This is a genomic window from Nonomuraea sp. NPDC050451, from assembly GCF_044458585.1.
This window is the reverse complement of sequence record NZ_JBITHZ010000022.1, coordinates 171,823-192,888: the sequence shown is the minus strand read 5'-3', so window position 1 is coordinate 192,888 and position 21,066 is coordinate 171,823. Positions and strand designations below refer to the sequence as shown.

The 21,066-nt window shown below is 70.3% G+C and carries 23 protein-coding genes; 11 read left to right on the top strand and 12 right to left on the bottom strand.

Annotation, left to right across the window (positions count from 1 at the left end):
- Positions 1-12: 12 nt before the first annotated feature.
- Both ACIBI9_RS44315 and ACIBI9_RS44310 read right to left on the bottom strand, forming a co-directional pair.
- Entirely contained in the window at positions 13-246 is a 234-nt protein-coding gene (locus ACIBI9_RS44315) for a hypothetical protein (protein WP_397231882.1), read from the bottom strand.
- Positions 247-337: 91 nt separating this feature from the next.
- A complete protein-coding gene (locus ACIBI9_RS44310; protein ID WP_397231880.1) occupies positions 338-1,132 on the bottom strand; it encodes an exodeoxyribonuclease III in 795 nt (264 codons plus the stop codon).
- 340 nt (positions 1,133-1,472) lie between these two features.
- On the opposite strand from ACIBI9_RS44310, the gene ACIBI9_RS44305 reads away from it, so the two are divergent.
- The 4 genes from ACIBI9_RS44305 to ACIBI9_RS44290 all read left to right on the top strand — a co-directional run bounded on the left by ACIBI9_RS44305 (position 1,473) and on the right by ACIBI9_RS44290 (position 4,540).
- On the top strand, positions 1,473-2,576 hold the full coding sequence (locus tag ACIBI9_RS44305; protein ID WP_397231878.1) for a zinc metalloprotease: 1,104 nt from the start codon (positions 1,473-1,475) through the stop codon (positions 2,574-2,576).
- A gap of 11 nt (positions 2,577-2,587) precedes the next feature.
- Positions 2,588-2,905 (top strand): hypothetical protein, encoded by a 318-nt coding sequence (locus ACIBI9_RS44300; protein WP_397231876.1) that lies wholly within the window; start codon positions 2,588-2,590, stop codon positions 2,903-2,905.
- A 106-nt stretch (positions 2,906-3,011) separates the two neighbouring features.
- Positions 3,012-4,202 carry a M28 family metallopeptidase gene (locus ACIBI9_RS44295; protein ID WP_397231874.1) on the top strand — a complete coding sequence of 397 codons (1,191 nt, stop codon included), beginning with the start codon at positions 3,012-3,014 and terminating at the stop codon, positions 4,200-4,202.
- 5 nt (positions 4,203-4,207) lie between these two features.
- Entirely contained in the window at positions 4,208-4,540 is a 333-nt protein-coding gene (locus ACIBI9_RS44290; RefSeq protein WP_397231872.1) for a DUF4326 domain-containing protein, read from the top strand.
- Between the two features lies 1 nt (position 4,541).
- Here ACIBI9_RS44290 and ACIBI9_RS44285 read toward each other — a convergent pair whose 3' ends face one another.
- Complete coding sequence (locus tag ACIBI9_RS44285) at positions 4,542-5,162, bottom strand: hypothetical protein (protein WP_397231908.1); 621 nt, start codon at positions 5,160-5,162, stop codon at positions 4,542-4,544.
- A gap of 20 nt (positions 5,163-5,182) precedes the next feature.
- On the opposite strand from ACIBI9_RS44285, the gene ACIBI9_RS44280 reads away from it, so the two are divergent.
- Positions 5,183-5,350 (top strand): hypothetical protein, encoded by a 168-nt coding sequence (locus ACIBI9_RS44280; RefSeq protein ID WP_397231870.1) that lies wholly within the window; start codon positions 5,183-5,185, stop codon positions 5,348-5,350.
- Here the strand turns inward: ACIBI9_RS44280 and ACIBI9_RS44275 are convergent.
- Complete coding sequence (locus tag ACIBI9_RS44275; RefSeq protein ID WP_397231868.1) at positions 5,326-6,885, bottom strand: ABC transporter substrate-binding protein; 1,560 nt, start codon at positions 6,883-6,885, stop codon at positions 5,326-5,328. The genes ACIBI9_RS44280 and ACIBI9_RS44275 overlap by 25 nt on opposite strands.
- A gap of 172 nt (positions 6,886-7,057) precedes the next feature.
- Between ACIBI9_RS44275 and ACIBI9_RS44270 the strand changes: the two genes are divergently transcribed.
- Positions 7,058-8,944, top strand: a complete 1,887-nt coding sequence (locus ACIBI9_RS44270) for a nitrate- and nitrite sensing domain-containing protein (RefSeq protein WP_397231866.1) — start codon at positions 7,058-7,060, stop codon at positions 8,942-8,944.
- Positions 8,937-9,293 carry a DUF742 domain-containing protein gene (locus ACIBI9_RS44265; RefSeq protein ID WP_185067699.1) on the top strand — a complete coding sequence of 119 codons (357 nt, stop codon included), beginning with the start codon at positions 8,937-8,939 and terminating at the stop codon, positions 9,291-9,293. The genes ACIBI9_RS44270 and ACIBI9_RS44265 overlap by 8 nt, the downstream gene beginning before the upstream one ends.
- Here the strand turns inward: ACIBI9_RS44265 and ACIBI9_RS44260 are convergent.
- Complete coding sequence (locus ACIBI9_RS44260; protein ID WP_397231864.1) at positions 9,271-10,680, bottom strand: MFS transporter; 1,410 nt, start codon at positions 10,678-10,680, stop codon at positions 9,271-9,273. The two genes, ACIBI9_RS44265 and ACIBI9_RS44260, sit on opposite strands and share 23 nt — an antisense overlap.
- Before the next feature lie 76 nt (positions 10,681-10,756).
- Between ACIBI9_RS44260 and ACIBI9_RS44255 the strand changes: the two genes are divergently transcribed.
- Positions 10,757-11,218 carry a MarR family winged helix-turn-helix transcriptional regulator gene (locus ACIBI9_RS44255; RefSeq protein ID WP_397231862.1) on the top strand — a complete coding sequence of 154 codons (462 nt, stop codon included), beginning with the start codon at positions 10,757-10,759 and terminating at the stop codon, positions 11,216-11,218.
- Here the strand turns inward: ACIBI9_RS44255 and ACIBI9_RS44250 are convergent.
- Genes ACIBI9_RS44250 through ACIBI9_RS44220 form a run of 7 tightly spaced genes read right to left on the bottom strand, consistent with a single transcriptional unit; the run spans position 11,211 to position 19,038 of the window.
- Complete coding sequence (locus ACIBI9_RS44250) at positions 11,211-12,077, bottom strand: ABC transporter ATP-binding protein (RefSeq protein WP_397231906.1); 867 nt, start codon at positions 12,075-12,077, stop codon at positions 11,211-11,213. The two genes, ACIBI9_RS44255 and ACIBI9_RS44250, sit on opposite strands and share 8 nt — an antisense overlap.
- A 2-nt stretch (positions 12,078-12,079) precedes the next feature.
- Positions 12,080-12,889 carry an ATP-binding cassette domain-containing protein gene (locus ACIBI9_RS44245; protein ID WP_397231860.1) on the bottom strand — a complete coding sequence of 270 codons (810 nt, stop codon included), beginning with the start codon at positions 12,887-12,889 and terminating at the stop codon, positions 12,080-12,082.
- Complete coding sequence (locus ACIBI9_RS44240; RefSeq protein ID WP_397231858.1) at positions 12,886-13,740, bottom strand: ABC transporter permease; 855 nt, start codon at positions 13,738-13,740, stop codon at positions 12,886-12,888. Before ACIBI9_RS44240 ends, ACIBI9_RS44245 begins: the two co-directional genes overlap by 4 nt.
- The gene (locus tag ACIBI9_RS44235; protein WP_397231856.1) at positions 13,737-14,753 is read right to left on the bottom strand and encodes an ABC transporter permease; all 1,017 of its coding nucleotides are present in this window, start codon (positions 14,751-14,753) and stop codon (positions 13,737-13,739) included. Before ACIBI9_RS44235 ends, ACIBI9_RS44240 begins: the two co-directional genes overlap by 4 nt.
- A gap of 2 nt (positions 14,754-14,755) precedes the next feature.
- Positions 14,756-16,378 (bottom strand): ABC transporter substrate-binding protein, encoded by a 1,623-nt coding sequence (locus ACIBI9_RS44230; protein ID WP_397231854.1) that lies wholly within the window; start codon positions 16,376-16,378, stop codon positions 14,756-14,758.
- A gap of 22 nt (positions 16,379-16,400) precedes the next feature.
- Positions 16,401-17,975, bottom strand: coding sequence for a hydantoinase/oxoprolinase N-terminal domain-containing protein (locus ACIBI9_RS44225; RefSeq protein ID WP_397231852.1), 1,575 nt, complete (start codon positions 17,973-17,975; stop codon positions 16,401-16,403).
- Positions 17,968-19,038: a DUF917 domain-containing protein gene (locus ACIBI9_RS44220; RefSeq protein WP_397231850.1), complete on the bottom strand. Its 1,071-nt coding sequence runs from the start codon at positions 19,036-19,038 to the stop codon at positions 17,968-17,970. Before ACIBI9_RS44220 ends, ACIBI9_RS44225 begins: the two co-directional genes overlap by 8 nt.
- A 106-nt stretch (positions 19,039-19,144) precedes the next feature.
- Here ACIBI9_RS44220 and ACIBI9_RS44215 point away from each other — a divergent pair, with 106 nt between their 5' ends.
- Genes ACIBI9_RS44215 through ACIBI9_RS44205 form a run of 3 tightly spaced genes read left to right on the top strand, consistent with a single transcriptional unit; the run spans position 19,145 to position 21,043 of the window.
- On the top strand, positions 19,145-19,579 hold the full coding sequence (locus tag ACIBI9_RS44215) for an RpiB/LacA/LacB family sugar-phosphate isomerase (protein WP_397231848.1): 435 nt from the start codon (positions 19,145-19,147) through the stop codon (positions 19,577-19,579).
- A gap of 15 nt (positions 19,580-19,594) precedes the next feature.
- On the top strand, positions 19,595-19,819 hold the full coding sequence (locus ACIBI9_RS44210) for a hypothetical protein (protein WP_397231847.1): 225 nt from the start codon (positions 19,595-19,597) through the stop codon (positions 19,817-19,819).
- A gap of 60 nt (positions 19,820-19,879) precedes the next feature.
- Positions 19,880-21,043 carry an amidohydrolase gene (locus tag ACIBI9_RS44205; protein WP_397231845.1) on the top strand — a complete coding sequence of 388 codons (1,164 nt, stop codon included), beginning with the start codon at positions 19,880-19,882 and terminating at the stop codon, positions 21,041-21,043.
- The last annotated feature ends 23 nt before the right edge of the window (positions 21,044-21,066 follow it).

Below are 21,066 nucleotides of genomic sequence, written 5' to 3'. Positions count from 1 at the left end.
ATTGACTGCTTTTCACATTACGCGGTTGAGGTTGAGCACCAACCAGACCACGAATATCGCGAGCAAAGTGATCCCGATCATCGACTTCGCGGCGTTGTTCGCAACCTCCTTCCTGGCCGTGACCTGCTTGGCGCTCTGCTTCCACACCTGACGCATGATGATCATCGTCTGGAAGCGGCGGCCGAGGGCGAACACGGCGAGGGCGATGATGATGAATAGAATGACGCGACCGTCTGCAGGTTCCACGGAGATCCCCCCTGTGGGCCGTGAAGCTACTCAATCCCCCGAGACATTTGAGGAATCAGGATACTCGGACGGACGCGGTTTGTGATTTGAATTATGGACCGAGATCCACAACGATCGGGGCGTGGTCGGAAGGGCCCTTACCCTTGCGGGCCTCGCGGTCGACGTACGCCGACCGCACCCGCCCAGCGACGTCCGCGCTCGCGTAGACCAGGTCGATGCGCATCCCCTTGTTCTGGTGGAACATCCCGGCCCGGTAATCCCAGTACGTGAACGGGTGCGGGCCCTTCATCGGCGTCGGCACCACGTCGTGCAGCCCGAGCGCCCGCAGGTCGGCCAGGGCCCGGCGTTCGGCGGGGGTGACGTGGGTGGCACCGACGAACAGCGCGGGGTCCCACACGTCGGCATCTGTGGGGGCGACGTTGTAGTCGCCGCACGCCACCAGCGGCATGGCCGTCTCGGCCGCCAGCGCGTCCCGGAGGGCGGCGAACCAGGCCAGCTTGTACGCGTAGTGCGGGGAGTCCACGGTGCGGCCGTTCGGCGCGTATAGGGACCAGACGCGCAATCCCCCGCAGATGGCGGCCATGGCGCGGGCCTCCAGGGCCACCGCTTCCACGCCGTCGAGCTGCCCGAAGCCGGGCTCGCCGGGGAAGCCGAGGGTCACGTCGTCGAGGCCGACCCTGGAGAGGAGGGCCACGCCGTTCCACCGGCCGTCGCCGTGGGCCGCGGCGGCGTAACCCAGCTCCCCTACCTCCGCCGTGGGGAACGCCTGGGCGGAGCATTTGGTCTCCTGGAGGCAGAGGACGTCGGGTTTCGCCTCGGCGAGCCACTCGAGCAGACGGGGCAGCCGGGCCTTGACGGAGTTCACATTCCACGTGGCTAGGCGCATGCCTCCAGCCCATCAGAAATCCATCTTTTACGCTCACGACGGGCCACCCCACCCGCCGCACATGGCCGGGCTCTGTCCAGGGAGACGGTCACGAGGTGTGCGGGGCCGGGCGCCGTTACGGCGCCTTCTGGGCCGTCGGATGGGAAACCCGTGACCGACGGACACAACCCGGAAAGCGGGCGTGTGCGTGGATCCGAGCCGGAAGCTATGCACTCCTTTGGGCTTTCGACCGGGCGGTTCGCGGTACGAGTGCATCAGCGTCCGACCGGCCGGATGGCGGTCCGCCCTTCTTCTGCGATCCGGCCGGGCGGCCTCTCTCGCTTCACTTCTGGGGGAAATCATGATGGACGAGTCAGAGTTTTCCGAGCCGCTCACACGCGACCTGTGCGGCACGATGCCCGTGCACCGCCGGCTGCTCAACGAGAGCATGTCCTACCGCGCGCGGCGGGCGTCCATCGAGAACCAGGCGACGCAGTACAGGCTCGGCACCCGCATGGTCAGCCGCACCGGCGTGATCAGCATCCCCGTCGTCGTGCACGTCGTCCACAACCCGGCCCGTCCCGAGCAGAACCTCGGCATCGACCAGATCCACAGCCAGATCGAGATCCTCAACCAGGACTTCCGGGCCGCCAATCCCGACGTGACGAAGGTGCCGCCCGTCTGGAAGTCGCTGGTGGCGGACTCGATGATCGAGTTCCACCTCGCGACCCGCGGCCCGAACGGGGAGCCGACCGACGGGATCGTCCGCGTGGAGACCCAGCGGATGGGCTTCACCCACGACGACCTGGTGAAGTCGAGCGCCGCCGGCGGGGCCGACCCGTGGCCCAGCGACCAGTACCTCAACATTTGGGTGTGCCAGCTGAAGGGCGGGCTGCTCGGCTACGCGCAGTTCCCCGGCGGGCCGCCGGACACGGACGGCGTCGTCATCCGCCACTCCGCCTTCGGGGACACGGGCACCGCGGCACCGCCCTTCCACCTGGGCCGGACCACGACGCACGAGATCGGCCACTGGCTGAACCTCTTCCACATCTGGGGGGACGACGGCGAGGGCTGCAGCGGTGACGACAAGGTGGCCGACACGCCGAACCAGGCCGGCAACAACACCGGAATGCCGACTTTTCCCCATGTTTCGTGCAACAACGGCCCCAACGGCGACATGTTCGTGAACTACATGGACTACACCGACGACGCCGGCATGATGATGTTCACGAGCGGCCAGTCGACGCGGATGAACGCCTGCCTGGAGGGTCCGCGGGCGTCCTTCCTGGTCCAGCAGCTGGCCGCGCGCCCGGAGGAGCGGATCCCGGCGGGCGTCGCCTCCCCCGGTGAGACGCGGCTCACCGGCAACGGGTCGCAGCGCGACCTGGAGCAGCTGCTCCAGGAGGTGCTGAAGGACACCCGCGCCGCGCTGAACGTGGTGGCCGGGAACCGCCAGGTCCGATGAGCGTCGTCGTGATGAACGAGGAAGCGCCGGACGTCGTCGGAGCCTGGACGCACTCCTACGAGGAGGACACCGACGCGGTGGCGGTGTACCGGCCCGAGGATTTCACGTTCCGGCCTTCGCGGCGGCCCCGGCGCGGGATGGAGTTCCACTCCGACGGAACCTTCGTCGAGTGGATTCCCGGGCCGGACGACCGGCCCAGGAAGATCGTCGGCCACTGGGAGCGTCAGGGAGCCGACCGGATCCGGATCACCTTTCCCGGGGGTTCGGGCCAGCCGTTCGTCCTGACCGTCGTGTCCCGCGAGGACGACCAACTCTCCTTCGCGAAATGAGCCTGCGCGAGATGAGCCTGCGCGAGATGAGCCTGCGCGAGATGAGCCTGCGCGAGATGAGCCTGCGCGAGATGAGCCTGCGCGAGATGAGCCGTGGAGGACGCCGGTGAAGTACGGCATCGTCAGTGAGGCCGCGGTCGAGGAGATCGCTGGCCTCGAATGGGCGCGGCTGGGCGACACGCTGCTGTGCTGGACCGAGGACGACGAGCGCTGGCCCGCCGGCCTCGCCCTGGCGGAGCCCGCCGCGCAGACCCCCGGCCTGTATCTGGTGACCCAGGTGGGCCGGATGTTCCAGCGCGAGCACCCCGACATTCCCGTCCTGGTCGACAAGGGCCGCTACCTCGTGGTCGGCCCGACCCCGGAGCAGGCAGGGGCCGTACGGGCGCGTGAAGACGTCTGCTATCAGATGCGCCCGCTGACCGGCGGGATCACCGTGTTCCGGACCGTGGCCCCGGCCCGCCGCGCGCCGGAGCCCGCCGTCCGGGACCTGGTGAAGCTGGTGGACGAGGACGGCTACCGGACCAACCTCGGAATGCTGGTGGGCCACGGCACCCGCCACTCGCTGAACCCCGCGTTCAGGGCCGTCGCGGAGCGGGCCGCCGACCTGCTGCACGGGCTTGGGTACGCCACGTCGCTCGTGCCCATCACCGTCGGCTCGGGATCCAGCCTCAACGTCGTCGCGGAGCAGGCGGGAGAGGGCCCTGAGCCGAGGGGCCGCGTGCTGGTCACGGCGCACCTCGACTCGATCAACGCGGTGGACGGCCCGGCCGCGGCGGCGCCCGGCGCCGACGACAACGGCAGCGGGGCGGCCGGCCTGCTGGAGATCGCCCGCGTGCTCTCCGGCAGGCGGACCGCGCACGACCTGTGTTTCATCCTCTTCGGCGGGGAGGAGCAGGGGCTCTTCGGCAGCCGCCAGTACGTCAAGGCGCTGGCGCGGGCCGACCGCGACCGCATCCGCGCGGTCGTCAACATGGACATGATCGGAACGCTCAACACGCCCGCGCCCACCGTGCTGCTGGAGGGGGCACAGACGTCACAGGGCCTCATCGACGGCCTGGCCGCCGCCGCGGCGACCTACACCTCGCTGGCCGTCCAGACCTCGCTGCATCCGTTCGCCAGCGACCACGTGCCGTTCATCGACGCGGCGATCCCGGCCGTGCTGACCATCGAGGGTGCCGACAGGGGCAACGGGAACGTGCACACGGCGAACGACACGCTCGCCCACATCGACTTCGGCCTCGCGCTGGAGATCGTGCGGATGAACGTGGCCGCCGCGGCCGCCGCGGCGGAGGTCTAGGAACCATGCCGCACCGCGTCAAGGTCGAGGGCGACCGGTTCCACGGCCGCGTGCCCGAGGGCGCCGAGTACGTCGGGCGGGAGTTCCCCGGTCACCGGCGCAGCCCGTTCGCCAACCCGCACAGCCTGTCGGAGAAGGGCTGCCGGGTCTGCGGCGGCCGGGTGCACCAGCGGTCCCAGGTGATCGAGCTCTACCTGGCCCACCTCCGCGACCACCCCGAGCTCGTCGAGCGGGCCCGCCGCGAGCTGCGCGGCAAGGACCTGGCCTGCTGGTGCGACCCCGATCAGGAGTGCCACGCGGACGCGCTGCTGGCCGTCGTCGCGGGTGCGGAGCCGTAGCTCACGGACGTTCGACGCCCACGGTGATCTCGTTGCCGAGCCGGCGCCCCATCAGTAGCTCCAGGTCGTCGCCGCTCCAGAACTTCCCGGGGTCGTACCAGTTGGGCCGGCGACCGCCGGGCAGCAGGCCCATCTCCTCGTACGTGACCGCCACCACCTCGGCGCAGTAGGCGCTCTCCAGCGTCTCCTCCCGGCGGCGCCGCCGGCGCGGCACCCGGCCCCTGGCCCAGCGGGCGGCCAGGCGGGCGGTGGAGGGGAACGGGGTGCCATCGAGCCGGGCCACCGTGCGCAGGGCCGCGTCCTCCATCTCGGGCGTCGCCTCCGGCTCGAGCTGGCGCAGCCAGGGGCGCTGGCCGTAGCGGCCGACCCACGTGGTCACCGCGTCGCGCAGGTCGTGCAGCTGCACCCCGCGCTGGTGCGTGCCCGACCACAGGTCGAGCAGCGACTTGCCCAGCTCGGCGTGCCACATCATCGGCGGCAGGTCCTCGACCACGATCGCCATGCCCACGTGGTTGACCGGGCTGTTGGTCATCGTCTGGATGGCGCGATCAGGCACCGAGCGTCCGCGGAAAATCCACAGATCGCCGGTCCTCGTCACCCTTACGGCCTCGTCGAGAGTCAGCACACCGTTAGCCTAGGCACATGCGCTGGTGGAAGATGCTCGGTCTGGCGGGAATCATGGGCGTGGCGGCCACGGGAGTGGTGATCGCACGCGCCGAGCGCCGCCGCCGGGCCTACACGCCCGAAGAGATCAAGGTGCGGCTGCGTGAAAGGGTCGAGCAAAATCAGCCCGAGGGGCGTAGGTCGTAGACGAAGACCACGTCCGGGTAGGCCGGGTTGTCGTTGTAGCCCTGCACCGCGCCCTGGTAGGCCCGCTGGTAGTTGACCACCCACGGTATCGCCGCGGCCGCCCGCTGGTCGAGCACCCGCTTCGTGGCCTGCTCGTACGCCTGCTGCGCCGCCGGGCGGTCGGTCACGGTCAGCTCCGGCACGGTGTCGAGCAGCGCGTCCAGGCCCTGGTCGCGCAGGTAGGTCAGGTTGAACACGGGCGGGTTCCCGCTGCGGAAGACGTTGCCGAAGTAGGAGTAGCCGTCGGCGTAGTCGGGCCACCAGTACATGACGAAGATGTCCTGGCCGCGCTTCTTGCCCTGCTCCCACTGGGCGGTCCAGGGCATCGCCCGGGCGTCGATCGTCACGTTGAGCGGCTTGAGGGTGGCGGCGAGCTTCGTGGCGAGCAGGTGCCAGTCGGTGTCGCCCTGCCCGTACGTCAGCCGCAGCCGCAGCGGCCGCCCGCCGGGGCCGTACCCCGCCCTGTTCAGCAGCTGCGCCGCGCCCACCAGGTCCTGCCGGGGCACGCGGCCCGGCACGTACCCCATGAGCCCTTCGGGGATGATGCCGCTGGCCGGTGAGACCGCGCCCTTCAGGTCCTTGATCAGGTCCTGGTAGTCGACGGCCTTCTGCACCGCGCGGCGCACGCGCACGTCCTTCATGGGGCCGTTCGCGGTGTTGAACAGCAGCATCGCCGTCTGGAACGACGGCCGCTCGGAGGTGCGCACGCCCGGCGCGGTCGAGGCGGCGGCGAACAGGCGCGGGTTCAGCCGCGCCACGAAGCTCACCTCGCCGCGCTGCAGCAGCCGCCACGCCCTGTCGGGATCGGGCACGACGCGGAACTTGACCGTGTTGTAGTGCGGCCGTCCCCACCCTCCCCAGTACTTGTCGTACGCGCTGAGCGTGAGCTCCTCCTCCTTGCCCTTCTGCCACTTCGTCACCGTGTACGGCCCCGAGCCCGCGTCCCTGCCGGACGCGAAGAACTTCCCGAGGTCGGACGCCGCCTGCGTGTCGTAGATGTAGGCCGCGTACGTGGAGGAGGCCACCAGGTCCAGCGGGACGGGGTACTTCAGCGCGAACGTCACCGTCGTGGGCCCGTCGACCCTGATGGACGAGACGGAGTCCCAGATGTAGGAGGCGCCCGCCTTGGCGCTCATGGTGCGCTCGATCGACGACTTGACCGCCGCGGCGTCCAGGGGCCTGCCGGTGTGGAAGGTCACCCCGGGGCGGAGGTTGAACGTCCACGTCCGGCCGTCGGGCGACGAGCGCCACGACGTGGCCAGCCTGGGGCTGGACTTCTTGGTGACCGGGTTCCAGAAGGTGAGCGTCTCGTAGATGTTCTGGAAGGCGACGATCTCGTTGGAGTAGGACCTGGAGGGGTCCCACTCGGTGACGACGTCCAGGTTCTCGACATAGACGAACGGGGACTGCCCGGACGGCGCCTGCGGGGATTCCGGAGGCGGTGAGCAGGCCGCGAGGAGTATCAGCGCGGCGGCCGCTGCGAGACGACGGCGCAACGCATCTCCTTCTGTCAGCGATGTACTCGGGAAACCTACTCCAAGATCGATGGGATCAACGCCCAGGTGTCCAAAAGTCCCGAAAAATTGGGCATTTTGATGATCCAATTGCTATCCTCTGGGCTTGTCCCGTCCGGGGTTGCCAGCAGGGGACCGACCGGAATGAGGTGCCATGGGTCGTAGCCGAACGATCCGCATGAAGATCATCGGACTACTACTCGTGCCACTGGCCTCCATGGTGGTCTTGTGGGGGGTCATAACCGCCGTCACCGCCACCGAGAGCTTGGAGCTGCGTCAATACAAGACACTCTGGACGAACCTCCGTCTTCCCGCGTACAAACTGATCAGCGAGATCCAGCGTGAACGTCTAGTCTCGGCCAGGCTCCTGCGTAACTCGGGGGACAAGTCCGCCGTCGCCGCGCAGCGCACCCGCACCGACGCAGCCAGTGACGCGTTCAGGCAGCTCTCCAGCAAATCCAAGGACCGATCGGAAGAGATCCGCACACAGGTGGACGCGGTGTACACGCAACTCGACAGGCTCGATGCGATCCGAGGCGAGATCGACACGGGCCTGTCCGACCGTCTGCACACCGTGGAGGCCTACAGCGCGATCAACGACACGCTCTTCGGCCTGCACAAGCGGGTCGCGCTGATCGACGACATCCCGATCTACGAGCAGTCGCGCATCGTCATCGACCTCGGGTACGCCAAGGAGCTGCTCACCAGGGAACAGGCCGTCGCGTTCGGGCCGACCCAGCCCGCCGAGCGCCGGCTGTTCACCGAGCTCGTCGGCAACCGGCGCTTCCTGGTCGACCAGTCGCTCAACGAGCTCGACCCGAGCCTGCGCGACCAGCAGGTGGCGCTGATCACCTCCCCCGCCTACCAGCGGATGCGGATCATGGAGGACCAGATCATCGCCGGGCAGGCGCCGCAGAGCTGGCTCAGCCTGACGGAGGGGCTGTCCAAGTCGTTCCAGGAAGCGCTCATGCGGGCCAGCTCGGTGCTGAACGCGCGGACCGAGCCGATCGCCGACCAGGTGCTGTCCAGGGCGCTCCTGCTGGCGGGTACGGCACTGGGGCTGGTGGTCGTGTCGATCGCGTTCTCGCTGCGCATGGGCAACCGGCTGTCGAAGGAGCTGGGCGCGCTCCGGCTGGCCGCGCTGGAGGTGGCCCAGGAGCGGCTCCCCCACGTGGTCGCCAAGCTCCGCAAGGGCGAGAAGGTCGAGATGCCCGAGCTGTCGGTGGCGAGCACCACGGTCGAGATCGACGACGTGGGCCAGGCGTTCTCCACCGTCCAGCAGACGGCCGTCGAGGCCGCGGTCGGCCAGGCGCAGCTCAGCGAGGGCGTCGGGCACGTGTTCCGCAACCTGGCCAGGCGCAGCCAGACCCTGCTGCACCGCCAGCGCATCCAGCTGCAGGACATGCAGCACCGGGCCACCGACCCCGACGCGCTGGACGACCTGTTCAAGCTCGACCACCTGACCACCCGCATGCGCCGCCACGCCGAGGGCCTGATCATCCTTTCGGGCGCCACTCCCGGCCGCGGCTGGAGCCGGCCGGTGCCGCTGCTCGACGTGGCCCGCGGCGCGTCGGCCGAGGTGGAGGACTACCAGCGGGTCACCGTCGAGCCGATGTCCGGCCAGCGCCTGGCCGGACCCGTGGTCGGCGACGTGATCCACCTGATCGCCGAGCTCATCGAGAACGCCACCGTCTACTCGCCGAAGCACACTCCGGTCATCGTGCGCGGCGAGGTGGCGGCCCGGGGCTTCACCTTCGAGGTCGAGGACCGCGGGCTCGGGATGAGCGCAGAGGAGCTGGCCGAACTCAACGAGCGGCTGGCCAGCCCACCGGAGTTCGACCTGGCCGACAGCGACCGGCTCGGCCTTTTCGTCGTCTCCCGCCTGGCCGCCAGGCACGACATCCGCGTGACGTTACGCGGTTCACCATATGGAGGGACCACCGCGATCGTGTTGATCCCGGAAGAGCACGTGGCCGAGCCCGAACCGGAGGCCCACGTGAAGGAACCCGCTCGACCCATGCGGGTGGTGCGAAGTGAGTGACGAACGCTGGCTGGACGAGGACGCCGGTCCTATCGTCCCGGCCTACCTGCTGACCCGGGGCCGTACGGTCCCCGCGAGCGAGGCCATCGACCTCATCGCGGTGATCATCACGGCCGGCGGCCTGGCGCCGCCGATGGGCCTCGGCCCCGAGCATCTGATCATCATGCAGAAGTGCACCAAACCGACCCGGCTCGTGGACGTCGCGGCCGAGCTGAACCTGCCCATCGGCGTGGTACGGGTGCTGGTCGGTGACCTGCACGCGCAGCAGCTCGTGCAGGTCGAGCACCCGCCTCCCGCGCCCGACGCGAAGGTGCTGCTCGAGGTGATCAGCGGCCTGAAGGCGCTGTGACCGTCCCGCGGTTGAGCCGTCCGTACACGGCCGCGAAGAGCGCGGCCGTGGCCCCGGCCAGGGCTGCCGCCCCGAAGACCCACTGGTAGCCGCCCACGCCCGGCTGGGCGGCCAGGATGGCGGCGATGGCCGCGCCGGCGGTGCTGCCGCCCACGATGCGTACGAGCGCGTTCACGCCGGCCGCGAGGGCCGTCTTGCCCGGGTCCACGTGCTCCACGGCCATGGTGCCCAGCGCCGCGTAGCCGATGCCGAGGCCGATGCCCATCAGTGAGGTCGCCACGTACAGGTGCGCCGGGCTGCTGTGCGCGAACACCAGCCACAGCCCCGCCAGCGCCGTGACCGCCGACCCCGCCGCCACCATGGACGAGGCCTGGAAGCGGCGCATGATCCGGCCCGCGAACAGCGAGATGACCAGCATGAAGATCGTGCTCGGCAGCAGGAAGAAGCCCACCTGGAGGGTGGAGGCGCCGAAGCCGTAACCGGTCCCCACCGGCACCTGGGCGAAGCTGGACGTGCCCGTCATGAGGGTGAAGAACGAGAACCCGAGCAGCATCGAGGCCACCGTCGCGCCGACCGTGCCCCGGTGGACCAGCATCGCCATCTCCACCAGCGGCTCGGCCACCCGGCGCTCGACCACGACCCAGACCGCCGCCAGGACCGCTGCGGCCGCGAACAGGCCGAGCACGCCCGGCGAGGTCCAGCCCCACGAGCCGCCCTCGCTGATGCCCAGCAGGAGCGCGACCAGCCAGGCGGTCAGCAGCGCCGCGCCGGCCAGGTCGGGACGGCCCTTGGGGCCCGCCGGGGCGCTGTCCTTCACGAGCAGGGCCACGATCGCGACGGCCACCAGCGAGATGCCGCCCGTGATCCAGAAGACCAGGTGGAAGTCACCGGACGCGAGCCCGGCCAGGATCATCCCGCCGCCGCTCCCGAACCCCATCGTCGCGCTGATAACCCCGATACCGGTGGCCAGCTGCTCCCTGGGCAGCACGTCGCGCGCCACCCCGATCGACAAGGGCACCAGCGCGGCCACGGCTCCCTGCAGCACCCTCGCCACCATCAACCAGGTCAGCGAGGTCGCCAGCGCGGCCATGACCGAGCCGGCCACCAGGAGGCCAAGGGCGCCGAGGATCATGGGGCGCCTGCCGTACATGTCGCCGAAGCGCGACAACAACGGCGTGGCCACCGCCGCGACCAGGAGGCTCAGCGTGAGCGTCCAGGTCACGGCGGAGAGCGGGGCGTGCAGCTCCCGCTGCAGCACGGGAAGCAACGGGACCACTGCGGTGTTCTGGAGTGCGGCGATGGAGGCCGCGAAAGCCAGCGCGACCACCCCGGGCCACGGGCTCCTGGTGGACGTCGTACGTGCCGCGGACGCGACGACTGTCGCCATGTCGGCTCCTTTAGATAACTTGGGTAAGTAACCAGGCAAAGATAATACATACGTAAGTTAGGTAATCAAATCGGTTATGGACGAAGATCTCAACAGGACGGTGTCGGCGTTCCGCTCAGTGGTGGACGCGCTGAACCGCGCCAAGACGCATGAGCGCCTGACCGAGGCCGCCGGCGTCCGGCTCGACCGGCCCGACGTGAAGATCCTCGTCCACCTGCTGGACGCGGCCGAGCCGCGCAGGATCGGCGCGATCGCCGAGGGGCTGCAGGTGGAGAGCCCTCACGTGACGAGGCACGTCGCCTCGCTGGAGCAGCGCAAGCTGGTCGAGCGGGTACGCGACCCCGACGACGGCCGGGCCTGGCGCATCGCGCTGACCGAGGAGGGGGCCGAGGTGGCGAGCAAGTGCCGCCGGGTGACCGCCGCGTGGTTCGAGGGTGCGCTCGCGGACTGGCCTGCGGAGGACCGGGCGGAGCTGTCCAGGCTGATGGACAAGCTCTCTGGCGACCTCTGCGCCTACCTCAAGAACCTCGTCAACTGAGCAGCACGTCCTCGGCGCGGTGGCAGGCGACCTGGCGGCCTCCCAGGTCCCTGAGCGCGGGCGGCTGCTCGCACTCCGGCGCGGCCAGCGGGCAGCGCAGCCGGAACGGGCATCCGGTCGGGGCGGGCACGGCCTCCGTCCTGCCCTTGGCCTCGGGCGGGGCGCCGCCCAGCTTCGGCACGGCGTCGCGCAGGGCCCGCGTGTAGGGGTGGGCCGGCTTCGCGAGGAGTTCGGTGGTCGGCCCCGACTCCACGACGCGGCCCGCGAAGAGCACGTGCGCGGTGCGGCACAGCCGGTCCACGACGGCGAGGTTGTGGGTGATGAGCAGGCGCTCGGTGTCGAGGGAGGCCAGCAGGTCGAGGATCCTGGCCTGAACGGTGACGTCGAGCGCGCTGGTGGGCTCGTCCAGGATGAGCAGGCGGGGATCCACCGCCAGGGCTCTGGCGATCACCACGCGCTGGCGCTGGCCGCCGGAGAGCTGGTGGGGCCGGCGGGTGGCCAGGTCGGGGTCCAGGCCGACCTGTTCGAGCAGGTCCTTGACCCGGCCTCGCGCGGCGCGCGGCAGGGCCTCGGCGACGGAGGTGCCGATGCGCATCCTGGGGTCGAGCGCCTCGGCCTGGAACACGGGCTGGACGTCTTTGCGAAACTTCCGCATGTTCACTTTTTTCAGTGTTTGGTCGCCATACCAGATATTTCCGGACATGGGGGTGAGGAGGCCCAGGAACGCGCGCGCCAGGGTCGTCTTGCCCGAGCCACTCTCCCCGATCAGCCCGACGCCGCCTTCGGTGATGTCCAGGGTCACGTCGTGCACGACCGGGGTGCGGCCGTACCCGAGCGTCACCCGCTCGGCCCTGAGCATGGTCACGGCAGCGCCTCCAGCAGCTCGCGCGTGTACGGATGGGACGGCTCGGCCAGCACCCGCGCGGCCGGCCCCGACTCCACCACCGCGCCGTCCTTCATGACCAGCACCCGGTCGGCGATCGTCGAGACCAGGGCCAGGTCGTGGGAGACGAGCAGGAGCGCCAGCCCGCGCTCCTCCCGCAGCCTGCGCAGGACGCCGACCACCTCGGCCTGCACGGTCACGTCCAGCGCGCTCGTGGGCTCGTCGGCGAGGATCACCTCGGCGCCCAGGGCGATGGCCAGCGCGATGGCGAAGCGCTGGGCCTGGCCGCCGGAGATCTCGTGGGGGTAGCGGCGCAGGATCTCGCGGTCGAGCATGACCGCCTCCACGGCCTCCCCCATGATCTCCTCCAGCCGTCCCTTTCCGGCCGCGGGCTTGCCGTCCTCCGAGAAGGAGGGGCCGGACTCCGGGGGTGTGCCTGCGGGCTTGCCGACGCCGTGGAGCTTGAGGGCGCGGCGCATCAGGACGCCGAGACGGGTGGCCGGGCTGAGGGCCGCCTGTGGCGACTGCATCACGAGTGCCACCCTGGCGCCCCGGATCTCGCGGAGCCTGCGCGGTGACGCGGTGAGGACGTCGACGCCGCACACCCGTACATGACCTGAAATTTCGGCATCTGGGGTGAGACCCAGCAGCGACATCAGCGTGGTCGACTTGCCCGAGCCGCTCTCCCCCACGATCGCGACGCACTCGCCCTCGCGCACGTCCAGCTCCGGCACGTCGGCCACGACGCGCCCGCCGTAACGCACCTGAAGGTCGCGCACCTCGATCATCTGACCGCCCTTCGCGGGTCCAGCGCGTTGCGCAGCCCCTCACCCAGGACGTTGAACGCGAACGCCGTCACCAGGATCGCCAGGCCGGGGAACGTGACCACCCACCAGTTCGTGGTGAAGAGCGTCTGTCCCTGCTGCACCATCAGCCCCCACTCCGCCGTCGGCTCCTGCGCGCCCAGCCCCAGGTACGACAGCGCCGCCGAGGTCAGGATCACGCCGCCCGCGTCGAGCGAGAGCTGGACCAGGACGGGCGTGAGCGAGTTCGGGAGCACGTGCCTGAGGATGATCAGCGGGGCGGGCACGCCGAGGCACCGGGCGGCGTCCACGTAGCTTCGGGTGGCGATGGAGGCCGCCACGGAGGCGGCCAGCCGGGTGTACCAGGGCCACCACGTCACGGCGATGGACAGGATGACCGTGTTCACGCTGGGCTGGAGCACCACGGCGAGGGCCAGGGAGAGCAGCAGCGCGGGGAAGGCCAGGAAGATGTCCGTGATCCGCATGATCACGTCCCTGATCCAGCCGCCCGCGTACCCGGCGACCACGCCGAGCGTGACCCCGATCACCGCCGACACGGCCAGCACGGCCACGGCGATGAACAGCGACGTGCGGCCGCCGTACAGGACTCTGGTGAGGACGTCCCGGCCGACCTGGTCGGTCCCGAACCAGTGGGCGGCGCTCGGCGGCTGCAGGTTCTCCAGCGGCTTGACCTGGTCCACCGGGTACGGCGCGAGCCACGGCGCCAGGATCGCGGCCAGGACGACCAGCACGATGAGGACGGCGCCGAACGCGGCGAACCGGTCGGGGATCCTGGGCAGGAAGGTGCGCCGCAGCGGCGCCTCGACGCTCGTCATCGGGTCCTCGCTCGCGGGTCGACGAAGCCCTGGAGGATGTCCACGACCAGGTTGGCCAGCACGTACACCAGGGCCACCAGGAGCGTGACGCCCGCGATGGCCGGGGTGTCCAGCGACTTGATCGACTCGGCGGCGTAGCGGCCCAGGCCGGGCCAGTTGAAGACCGCCTCGACGAGGAAGCCGTTGACGATCGCGTACGCGAAGACGAGGGCGATCAGCGACAGGACCGGGTTCAGGGCGGGCCTGAGGGCGAACCTGATCAGGAGGGACGTCTCGCCGAAGCCGAGCGCGCGCTCCAGCTTGGAGTGGTCCTGGCCGGACTCCTCGATGAGCGCCGCCCTGGTCATCTGCGCGATCACGCCCGTGGGGTAGGCGGCCACGACCAGCGCGGGCAGCACCAGGTACTGGAGCGTGCTGGTGAAGATGGGCCAGTTGCCGGTGATGAGGGCGTCGACGATCGTGATGTTCGTCCAGAGGGTGAGCGGGCTGGTGGTGTCGAGCGAGGAGTCGTACTCGCCCGCGATCGGGAACCAGCCGAGGTTGCTGGCGAAGATGGTCTGGAGGGCCAGGGCCAGCCAGAAGACGGGTACGGAGACGGCCAGCATGCTGCCGACCCGCACCCCCAGATCCGGAAATTTCGTCTTATAGCGGGCGGCGAGCACTCCGACCGGAATGCCCACGACGACCGCGATGAGCAGGGCCGTGCCGACCAGCTCCAGCGAGGCGGGGAAGGCCACGTAGAGGTCGTCGAGCACCGGCTGCCGGGTGCGCAGGCTGACGCCCCAGTCGCCGGTGAGCAGGTCGCGCACGTAGTTGAGGAGCTGTACGGGGATCGAGTCGTCGAGCCCGAACTGCCTGCGCGCCGCCGCGAGCTCCTCGGGCGTGGCCTTCGGCCCGGCGAAGGCGACCGCCGGGTCCCCCGGCACCAGCCGCATCACGACGAACGTGAGCACGACCACGCCGGACACGACCAGGAGGGCCTGGCCGAGCCGGCGGGTCAGGTAACGCGACATCGTCAGCTTGCGCGCTTCTTGAGGTCGTAGAAGAAGACCACGTTGGGATAGGCGGGGTTGTCCACGTATCCCTCGACGTCGGACGTCAGCGCGCGCTGGTAGGTCTGCACGTACGGCACGGCCACCGCCGCCTGGTCCTGGATGATCTTCTTCTGCAGGTCCTTGTACGCCTGGTCGGCCTTGAGCTGGTCAGTGGCCGTGAGCTGCGGCAGCGCGTCGATCTCCGCGTCGATGGCGGAGTCCTTCAGGTACGACAGGTTGAACTGCGGCTTGTCCGCGCTCTTGAACACGTTGACGAACCAGGAGTAGGCGTCCGGATAGTCCGGGTACCAGTACATGACGAAGATGTCCTGGCCCTGCTTCTTGCCGAGGTCCCACTGCGCGCTCCAGGTCATCGGCTTGGCCTGCAGCGTCACGTTCATGCCCTTCAGCGCCGAGCTGAGCAGCGTGACCAGCAGCTTCTGGTCGTCGTCGCCCTGCGCGTAGGTCATGGAGAGCTTGAGCTCGGGGTTGTCCGGGCCGTAGCCGGCCTCGGCGAGCAGCGCCTGCGCCTTGGCGAGGTCCTGCTTGGGCTCCATGTCGTTGGCGTGACCGAGCAGGCCCTGCGGCACCAGGCCGTTGGCCTTCTGGCCGGAGCCCTTCAGCGCCGCCACCAGGCCGTCGTAGTCGATCGCGTACTGCAGGGCCTGCCGGATCTTGACGTCCTTCGTCGGCCCGCTCGCGGTGTTGAACAGCACCAGCAGGTTCTGGAACGACGGCGAGGAGGAGGTCTGCACGTTCGGGGTCGTCCCGGCCTGCTGGAAGAGCTGCGGGTTCAGCCGCTGGACGAAGTTGACCTCGCCCTTCTGCAGCAGCTGCCAGGCCGTGGTGATCTCGGGGGTGACCCGGTAGGCGACCTTCTTGTACTGCTCCGGCTTCCAGCCGCCCCAGTAGCCGTCGTACGCCTTCAGCGTGAGCTCGGTCTCCTTGCCCTTCTGCCAGGTGTCGATCGTGTACGGGCCGGTGCCGGCGTCCGACTTGCCGTCCTTGTCCACGGCGTTCACGTCGTAGATGTAGGCCGCGTAGCCGGAGGAGGCCACGAGGTCGAGCGGAGTGGCGTACTTGAGCGTGAACTTCAGCGTGGACGCGTCCACCGCGTCGATCTGCTTGACCGCGTCCCAGATGTAGGCGGCGCCGCCCTTCTTCTCGATCGTCCGCTCGATGGCCTTCTTGGCGGCCGCGGCGTCGAGCGTGGCGCCGGAGTGGAACTTGACGCCCTGCCGCAGCTTGAACGTCCACTCCTTGCCCTCGTTCGCCGAGGTCCACTCGGTGGCCAGGCGCGGCTCGGCCTTCTTCTCCTGGGAGTTGTACCTGGTCAGGCCCTCGTAGATGTTCTGCATGGCGACGATCTCGTTGGAGTACGAGGTCGCGGGGTCCCAGTCGGTGACCACGTCGAGGTTCGGCACGTACACGAACGTGCTGTCGTTGGCCTGCGCGGCCGGGGAGGCCGCCGGTTGGCTGCCGCTGCTCTCCGCCGGCTTGGGGGTTCCGCCGGCCCCGCGCACCTGACCGCCCGCGCACGCGGATGCGGTCAAGGCCAGGACACCGGTGACCCCGGCGACGAGCAGACGCTTGTGCCAGCGCATGGAGGGGGGATCCTTTCGGTCTTCACCGGGCGAGTGGTCCGGCTGCTTTGACGTGTACCCGCACGGCGGGCTCGGAGAGGTAGCTCAGCGGCACCTCGAGGAGGTCCACGATCTCTACGCCGGAGGGATCCGCCCCCGCTGCGACGGCTCGCGCCGCCGCCTCCTCCTTGGCCCTTTCGATCGCTTCTGACCGGCTATCTCCCGCAGGCAAGATCGTATCTACTCTGCCACTCGCGAGTGCGATGGCGGCGCCCACGGCGTTGGCCACTTCGGCGTGCTCGGGGCGGACGACCCGGCTCGCGCCGGGGATGGCGTCGGGCAGCAGGAAGGCCCCGCCACCCACCGCGACCAGGGGCCTGTCCGTTTTGCCGAGGGCCATCCGGTCCACGGCGTCGATGACCATCCCGTCCGCGATGGCCACCGCTCTTTCCAGGGTGTCTGCCATTCTTTCCGACATGTCACCCGAGTCGCGCGCCTGGACGGCGGCCTCGAGGCGCTCGCGCCACCCGGCCGCCTCGCCCGGGGTCCGGCCCGCCGCCACGGCCGCGTCGGTCATCGTCACCGTGGAGCCGCCGAACACCAGCGCCTCCCTGACGATCCGGTAACCCACAGAATCGGGGCCGATGCCCGGGTTCCGTACGACCGTGCCGCCGCCGAGCGCGATGGCCAGGATGTCGGGCATGCGGAAGTTGGTGAGCACCCCGCCGATCTCGACCGCCGCCGCGGACTCCCTCGGGAAGCCGCCGACCAGCACGCCGAGGTCGGTGGAGGTGCCGCCGACGTCCACCACGATCGCGTCCGCCACCCCCGACAGGTACGCGGCGCCGCGCAGGGAGTTCGCCGGGCCGGAGCCGATCGTCGAGACCGGCAGCCGGGCGGCGTGCTCCAGCGTCATGAGCGTGCCGTCGTTCTGCGCCAGGTACGGCTTCGCGCCCAGGCCGCGTTCGGCCAGCGCGGTGACCAGGGCCTCGGTCACGTGGGCGGCCACGCCGTACAGGGCGGCGTTGAGCACGGTGGCGTTCTCGCGCTCCAGCAGGCCGAGCGAGCCGATCTCGTGGCTCACCGAGACCGGCAGGCCGTACTCGGCCTTGATCAGCTCCTCGACGGCGCGCTCGTGATCGTTGCTGGCCGGGCTGAACACGCTGGTGACCGCCACGGCGTCGGCCTCCACGCCGTCCAGGAAGCGGCGCACGGCGTCGAGCCCCGGCGGGCCGATCTCGCGGCCGTCCACGTAGTGGCCGCCGGGCACGATGGCCTCCCCCGCCGAGACGGCTGCGCGCAGGTCGCCCGGCCAGCCTGAGAGCGGCGGGACGGAGGTGGTGGCGGGCGCGCCGAGCCGCAGCACGGCGACGCGGCCGAGGTTGCGCCGCTCGAGGATGGCGTTGGTCGCGTGTGTGGTGCCGAGCATCACCCGGCCGATCCGTGTTTGACCCTCTCCGAGGTCGGCGAGCACCGCGTCCAGGGCGGCCCGCAGCCCTTCCGTCACGTCGGGGGTGGTCGGGCGCTTGGCCTTGGCGATCACGCGGCCGTCGGCGTCGAGGACCACCGCGTCCGTGTTCGTGCCGCCGACGTCGATCCCCACCCGCAGGTCAGCCATGCGCCGTCAGCTCCTCGACGGGAACGTAGTCCAGGTCGTAACCGAAGGCCCGCGGCCCGGCCGTCTCCAGGCCCTTGGGGGTGCGCCAGAGCGGGTCGCACGGCCAGGCGAGCACCGTGACGCGCTGGCCGTACCTGAGCCCCTCGGTCTGAATGGCGGCGGCGGTCTCGGTGTCCACGACGGTGATGAGGTCGGGCACCATGGCCCGCACCCGGCCGTCCTCCAGGGCGACCAGGTTCTCGTTCTGCAGCTCCAGGGTGAGGCGGCGGCCCCGGTCGTCGCCGGTGCCCTCGATCGTCGCCGTCCCCCGGACGAACCCGCCCGTGGTGCGCCGCTCCACGTCCGTCAGCTTGCCGGTGATCAGCTGGGCGGCGCCCAGGCTCCCTTGGAGCGCGCCGAGCGGGTCCTGCGCGCCCTCCGTGGCCCTGCCGATCTCGATGGCGCGGGTCACCGTGCCCTCGATGACCGCGCCTCTGGCCCGTACGGTGGTGAGCACGTAGTCGGCCATCAGCGCGCTCGAGCCCGCGGCCACGCAGACCGCCCTGGCGAGCCGTTCCGACCAGAGGCCGTCGACGGGACGGATGGTCACCACGTTCCCGACGATGTCAGACATGATCACCAGGTCGGCCGGGAGCCCCGCCACGTACATCGACACCATCTGGACCTCGGGGAACGCCCGCCCCATGCCGTCGGCGTCGAGCAGCGGCAGGCCGAGCTGGGCGGCCCAGGCGACGGGCGCGACCCCGTTGGAGCCGCCGATCTCGGAGGACATGATCGCGCTCGGAGGACGGCCGAAGAGGCGTTCGATCTCCTCGGCGATGCGCTTGGGCTCGTCCGCGCTGTGGATCATCTCGTGGCTCACGGTCGGGGCCCCGATGCCGGACAGCGGCACGATCAACGCGTCGTCGTCCAGCTCGTCCAGCCCGATCAGCGGAACCTCGCCGTGCTCGCGGACGGCCCCGATCGCCGCCAGCGATCCGGTGCGCACGTCACCACCGCCCCCGGTACCCAGGACGGCGCACCCGCGGGCGAGCGCCGGAATATCGCTCTCGTCAATATTCATATGGCGACACAACCAAGCACACTTCATCTCATTTAGCCACTCCAGGGCATGTGCTGGCGCCTGCGCCGCGGCCCTTGATACACCTGGGATCGGAACGGGAGGGCGCATGCGGATTTCGGTGGCCGCCGACAGCAAGGACGGGGTGGCCGAGCGGGTCGTGTCGGAGCTGCGCAGGCGGGGGCACGAGGTGGTCACCCACGGCGCGCTCAGCGAGGAGGAGCGCGACGACTGGGCGTGGGCCTCCGAGCTGGCCGCCCGCGACGTGCGCGAGGGGCGGGCCGACCAGGCGGTGGTCTGCTGCTGGACCGGCACGGGCGCCTCGATCGCGGCGAACAAGGTGCCCGGGATCCGCGCGGCGCTGTGCGTGGACGCCTACACGGCCGACGGGGCCAGGAAGTGGAACGACGCCAACGTGCTGGCGCTCAGCCTGCGGCTCACGTCCGACGTGGTGCTCGACGAGATCCTCGACGCCTGGCTGGAGGGACGGCCGAGCGCCGAGTCCGCCGACGTGGCGAACATCTCCCACCTCGACGAGATCTGACTAACCTGTATGAGCATGCCGAACTTACGCTGTACGCACTGCGGCGAGGAGGGGCTCGAGGCCGGGTTCATCAGAGACTCGGGCGAGAACTCTCCGGGCTTCGCCAGATGGGTCGAGGGCGCGCTGGAGCGCGGGATCTTCGGCGGCGCCAAGCTGATGGGCAGGCCCAAGTGGGAGATCGACGCCTATCGCTGCCGATACTGCTACCACCTGGAGCTTTTCGCCGGCCGCCGCACGTGAGCATGACCAGTCGCGGCCGAGAGGCGGAAATCGTCGGCACCGCCGTTTAGGGTGCTTGGCATGACCGACGTGCTGCTCCGCGGCGGGCACCCCTGGGGGCGCGGCGACCCAGCCGACATCCTCGTCCGTGACGGCCGGATCCACCTCGTCGCCGAGGGCGTCGAGGCCCCGGACGCCCGGACCGTCGACATCTCCGGGCAGCTCGTGCTGCCCGGCCTCGTCGAGGCGCACTGTCACCTCGACAAGACCCTCTACGGCGGCCCGTGGGTGCCCCACTCGGCCGACGACACGCTGGCCGGGCGCATCGGAAACGACCTCGGCCGCCGCGCGGAGCTGGGCGTGCCGAGCGCCGAGCGGATCGGCGCGCTGCTGGCGCGCATGAGCGCGGCGGGCACGGCCCACGTCCGCACCCACACCGACATCGACCCCCAGGTGGGGCTGCGGGGCGTGGAGGCCGTGCTCGAAGCGGCCGCCTCCTCCCCCGTCGACGTCCGGCAGGTGGCCTTCCCCCAGCACGGCGTGCTGATCAACCCCGGCACGGCCGAGCTGCTCGAAGAGGCGCTGAAGAGCGGCGTGGAGGCGGTCGGCGGGCTCGACCCGGCGGGCATCGACCGCGACCCCGTACGCCACCTCGACCTGATCTTCGGCCTGGCGGAGCGCTACGGGGCCCATCTCGACCTCCATCTGCACGACGGCGGCTCGCTCGGCGGGTGGGAGCTCGAGCTCATCACCGAGCGCACCAGGGCGCTGGGGCTGGGCGGCCGGGTGACGGTCAGCCACGCGTACGCGCTCGGCCAGCTCGACGACGCCTACCAGGACCGTCTGATCCAGGGGTTCGCCGAGGCGGGCGTCGCCATCGCGACCGCGGCCGTCTACAGCTTCCCCGTGCCGCCGGTCAAGAAGCTGCGGGCCGCGGGCGTCACCGTCGCCTGCGGCCACGACGGCATCCGCGACCTGTGGGGTCCCTACGGCAGCGGCGACATGCTGGAGCGGGCGATGCACGTCGCCTACCGCAGCACGTTCCGCAGGGACGAGGACATCGAGCTGGCGCTGGAGGCCGCCACCTACGGCGGCGCCCGCGCGCTCGGGCTGGAGTCGTACGGCCTGTCCCCGGGCGACCGGGCCGACCTGGTCGTGGTGCCGTGCGGGGGCGCGGCGGAGGCGGTGGTCGTTCACCCTGCGCGCACTCTGGTCATGAAAGACGGCGTCGTCCTGCACAATTGACCGGCGGGACCATCGAAAGGCAG

Excerpts from the sequence above, each read along its gene's own strand:
- ACIBI9_RS44225 (WP_397231852.1), bottom strand. The coding sequence starts at position 17,975 with ATGGCTGACCTGCGGGTGGGGATCGACGTCGGCGGCACGAACACGGAC.
- ACIBI9_RS44215 (WP_397231848.1), top strand. The coding sequence starts at position 19,145 with ATGCGGATTTCGGTGGCCGCCGACAGCAAGGACGGGGTGGCCGAGCGG.
- ACIBI9_RS44245 (WP_397231860.1), bottom strand. The coding sequence starts at position 12,889 with ATGATCGAGGTGCGCGACCTTCAGGTGCGTTACGGCGGGCGCGTCGTG.
- ACIBI9_RS44240 (WP_397231858.1), bottom strand. The coding sequence starts at position 13,740 with ATGACGAGCGTCGAGGCGCCGCTGCGGCGCACCTTCCTGCCCAGGATC.
- ACIBI9_RS44280 (WP_397231870.1), top strand. The coding sequence starts at position 5,183 with ATGCGCTGGTGGAAGATGCTCGGTCTGGCGGGAATCATGGGCGTGGCG.
- ACIBI9_RS44300 (WP_397231876.1), top strand. The coding sequence starts at position 2,588 with ATGAACGAGGAAGCGCCGGACGTCGTCGGAGCCTGGACGCACTCCTAC.
- ACIBI9_RS44220 (WP_397231850.1), bottom strand. The coding sequence starts at position 19,038 with ATGAATATTGACGAGAGCGATATTCCGGCGCTCGCCCGCGGGTGCGCC.
- ACIBI9_RS44305 (WP_397231878.1), top strand. The coding sequence starts at position 1,473 with ATGATGGACGAGTCAGAGTTTTCCGAGCCGCTCACACGCGACCTGTGC.
- ACIBI9_RS44235 (WP_397231856.1), bottom strand. The coding sequence starts at position 14,753 with ATGTCGCGTTACCTGACCCGCCGGCTCGGCCAGGCCCTCCTGGTCGTG.
- ACIBI9_RS44310 (WP_397231880.1), bottom strand. The coding sequence starts at position 1,132 with ATGCGCCTAGCCACGTGGAATGTGAACTCCGTCAAGGCCCGGCTGCCC.
- ACIBI9_RS44290 (WP_397231872.1), top strand. The coding sequence starts at position 4,208 with ATGCCGCACCGCGTCAAGGTCGAGGGCGACCGGTTCCACGGCCGCGTG.
- ACIBI9_RS44205 (WP_397231845.1), top strand. The coding sequence starts at position 19,880 with ATGACCGACGTGCTGCTCCGCGGCGGGCACCCCTGGGGGCGCGGCGAC.
- ACIBI9_RS44270 (WP_397231866.1), top strand. The coding sequence starts at position 7,058 with ATGGGTCGTAGCCGAACGATCCGCATGAAGATCATCGGACTACTACTC.
- ACIBI9_RS44250 (WP_397231906.1), bottom strand. The coding sequence starts at position 12,077 with ATGCTCAGGGCCGAGCGGGTGACGCTCGGGTACGGCCGCACCCCGGTC.
- ACIBI9_RS44260 (WP_397231864.1), bottom strand. The coding sequence starts at position 10,680 with ATGGCGACAGTCGTCGCGTCCGCGGCACGTACGACGTCCACCAGGAGC.
- ACIBI9_RS44210 (WP_397231847.1), top strand. The coding sequence starts at position 19,595 with ATGCCGAACTTACGCTGTACGCACTGCGGCGAGGAGGGGCTCGAGGCC.
- ACIBI9_RS44230 (WP_397231854.1), bottom strand. The coding sequence starts at position 16,378 with ATGCGCTGGCACAAGCGTCTGCTCGTCGCCGGGGTCACCGGTGTCCTG.
- ACIBI9_RS44255 (WP_397231862.1), top strand. The coding sequence starts at position 10,757 with ATGGACGAAGATCTCAACAGGACGGTGTCGGCGTTCCGCTCAGTGGTG.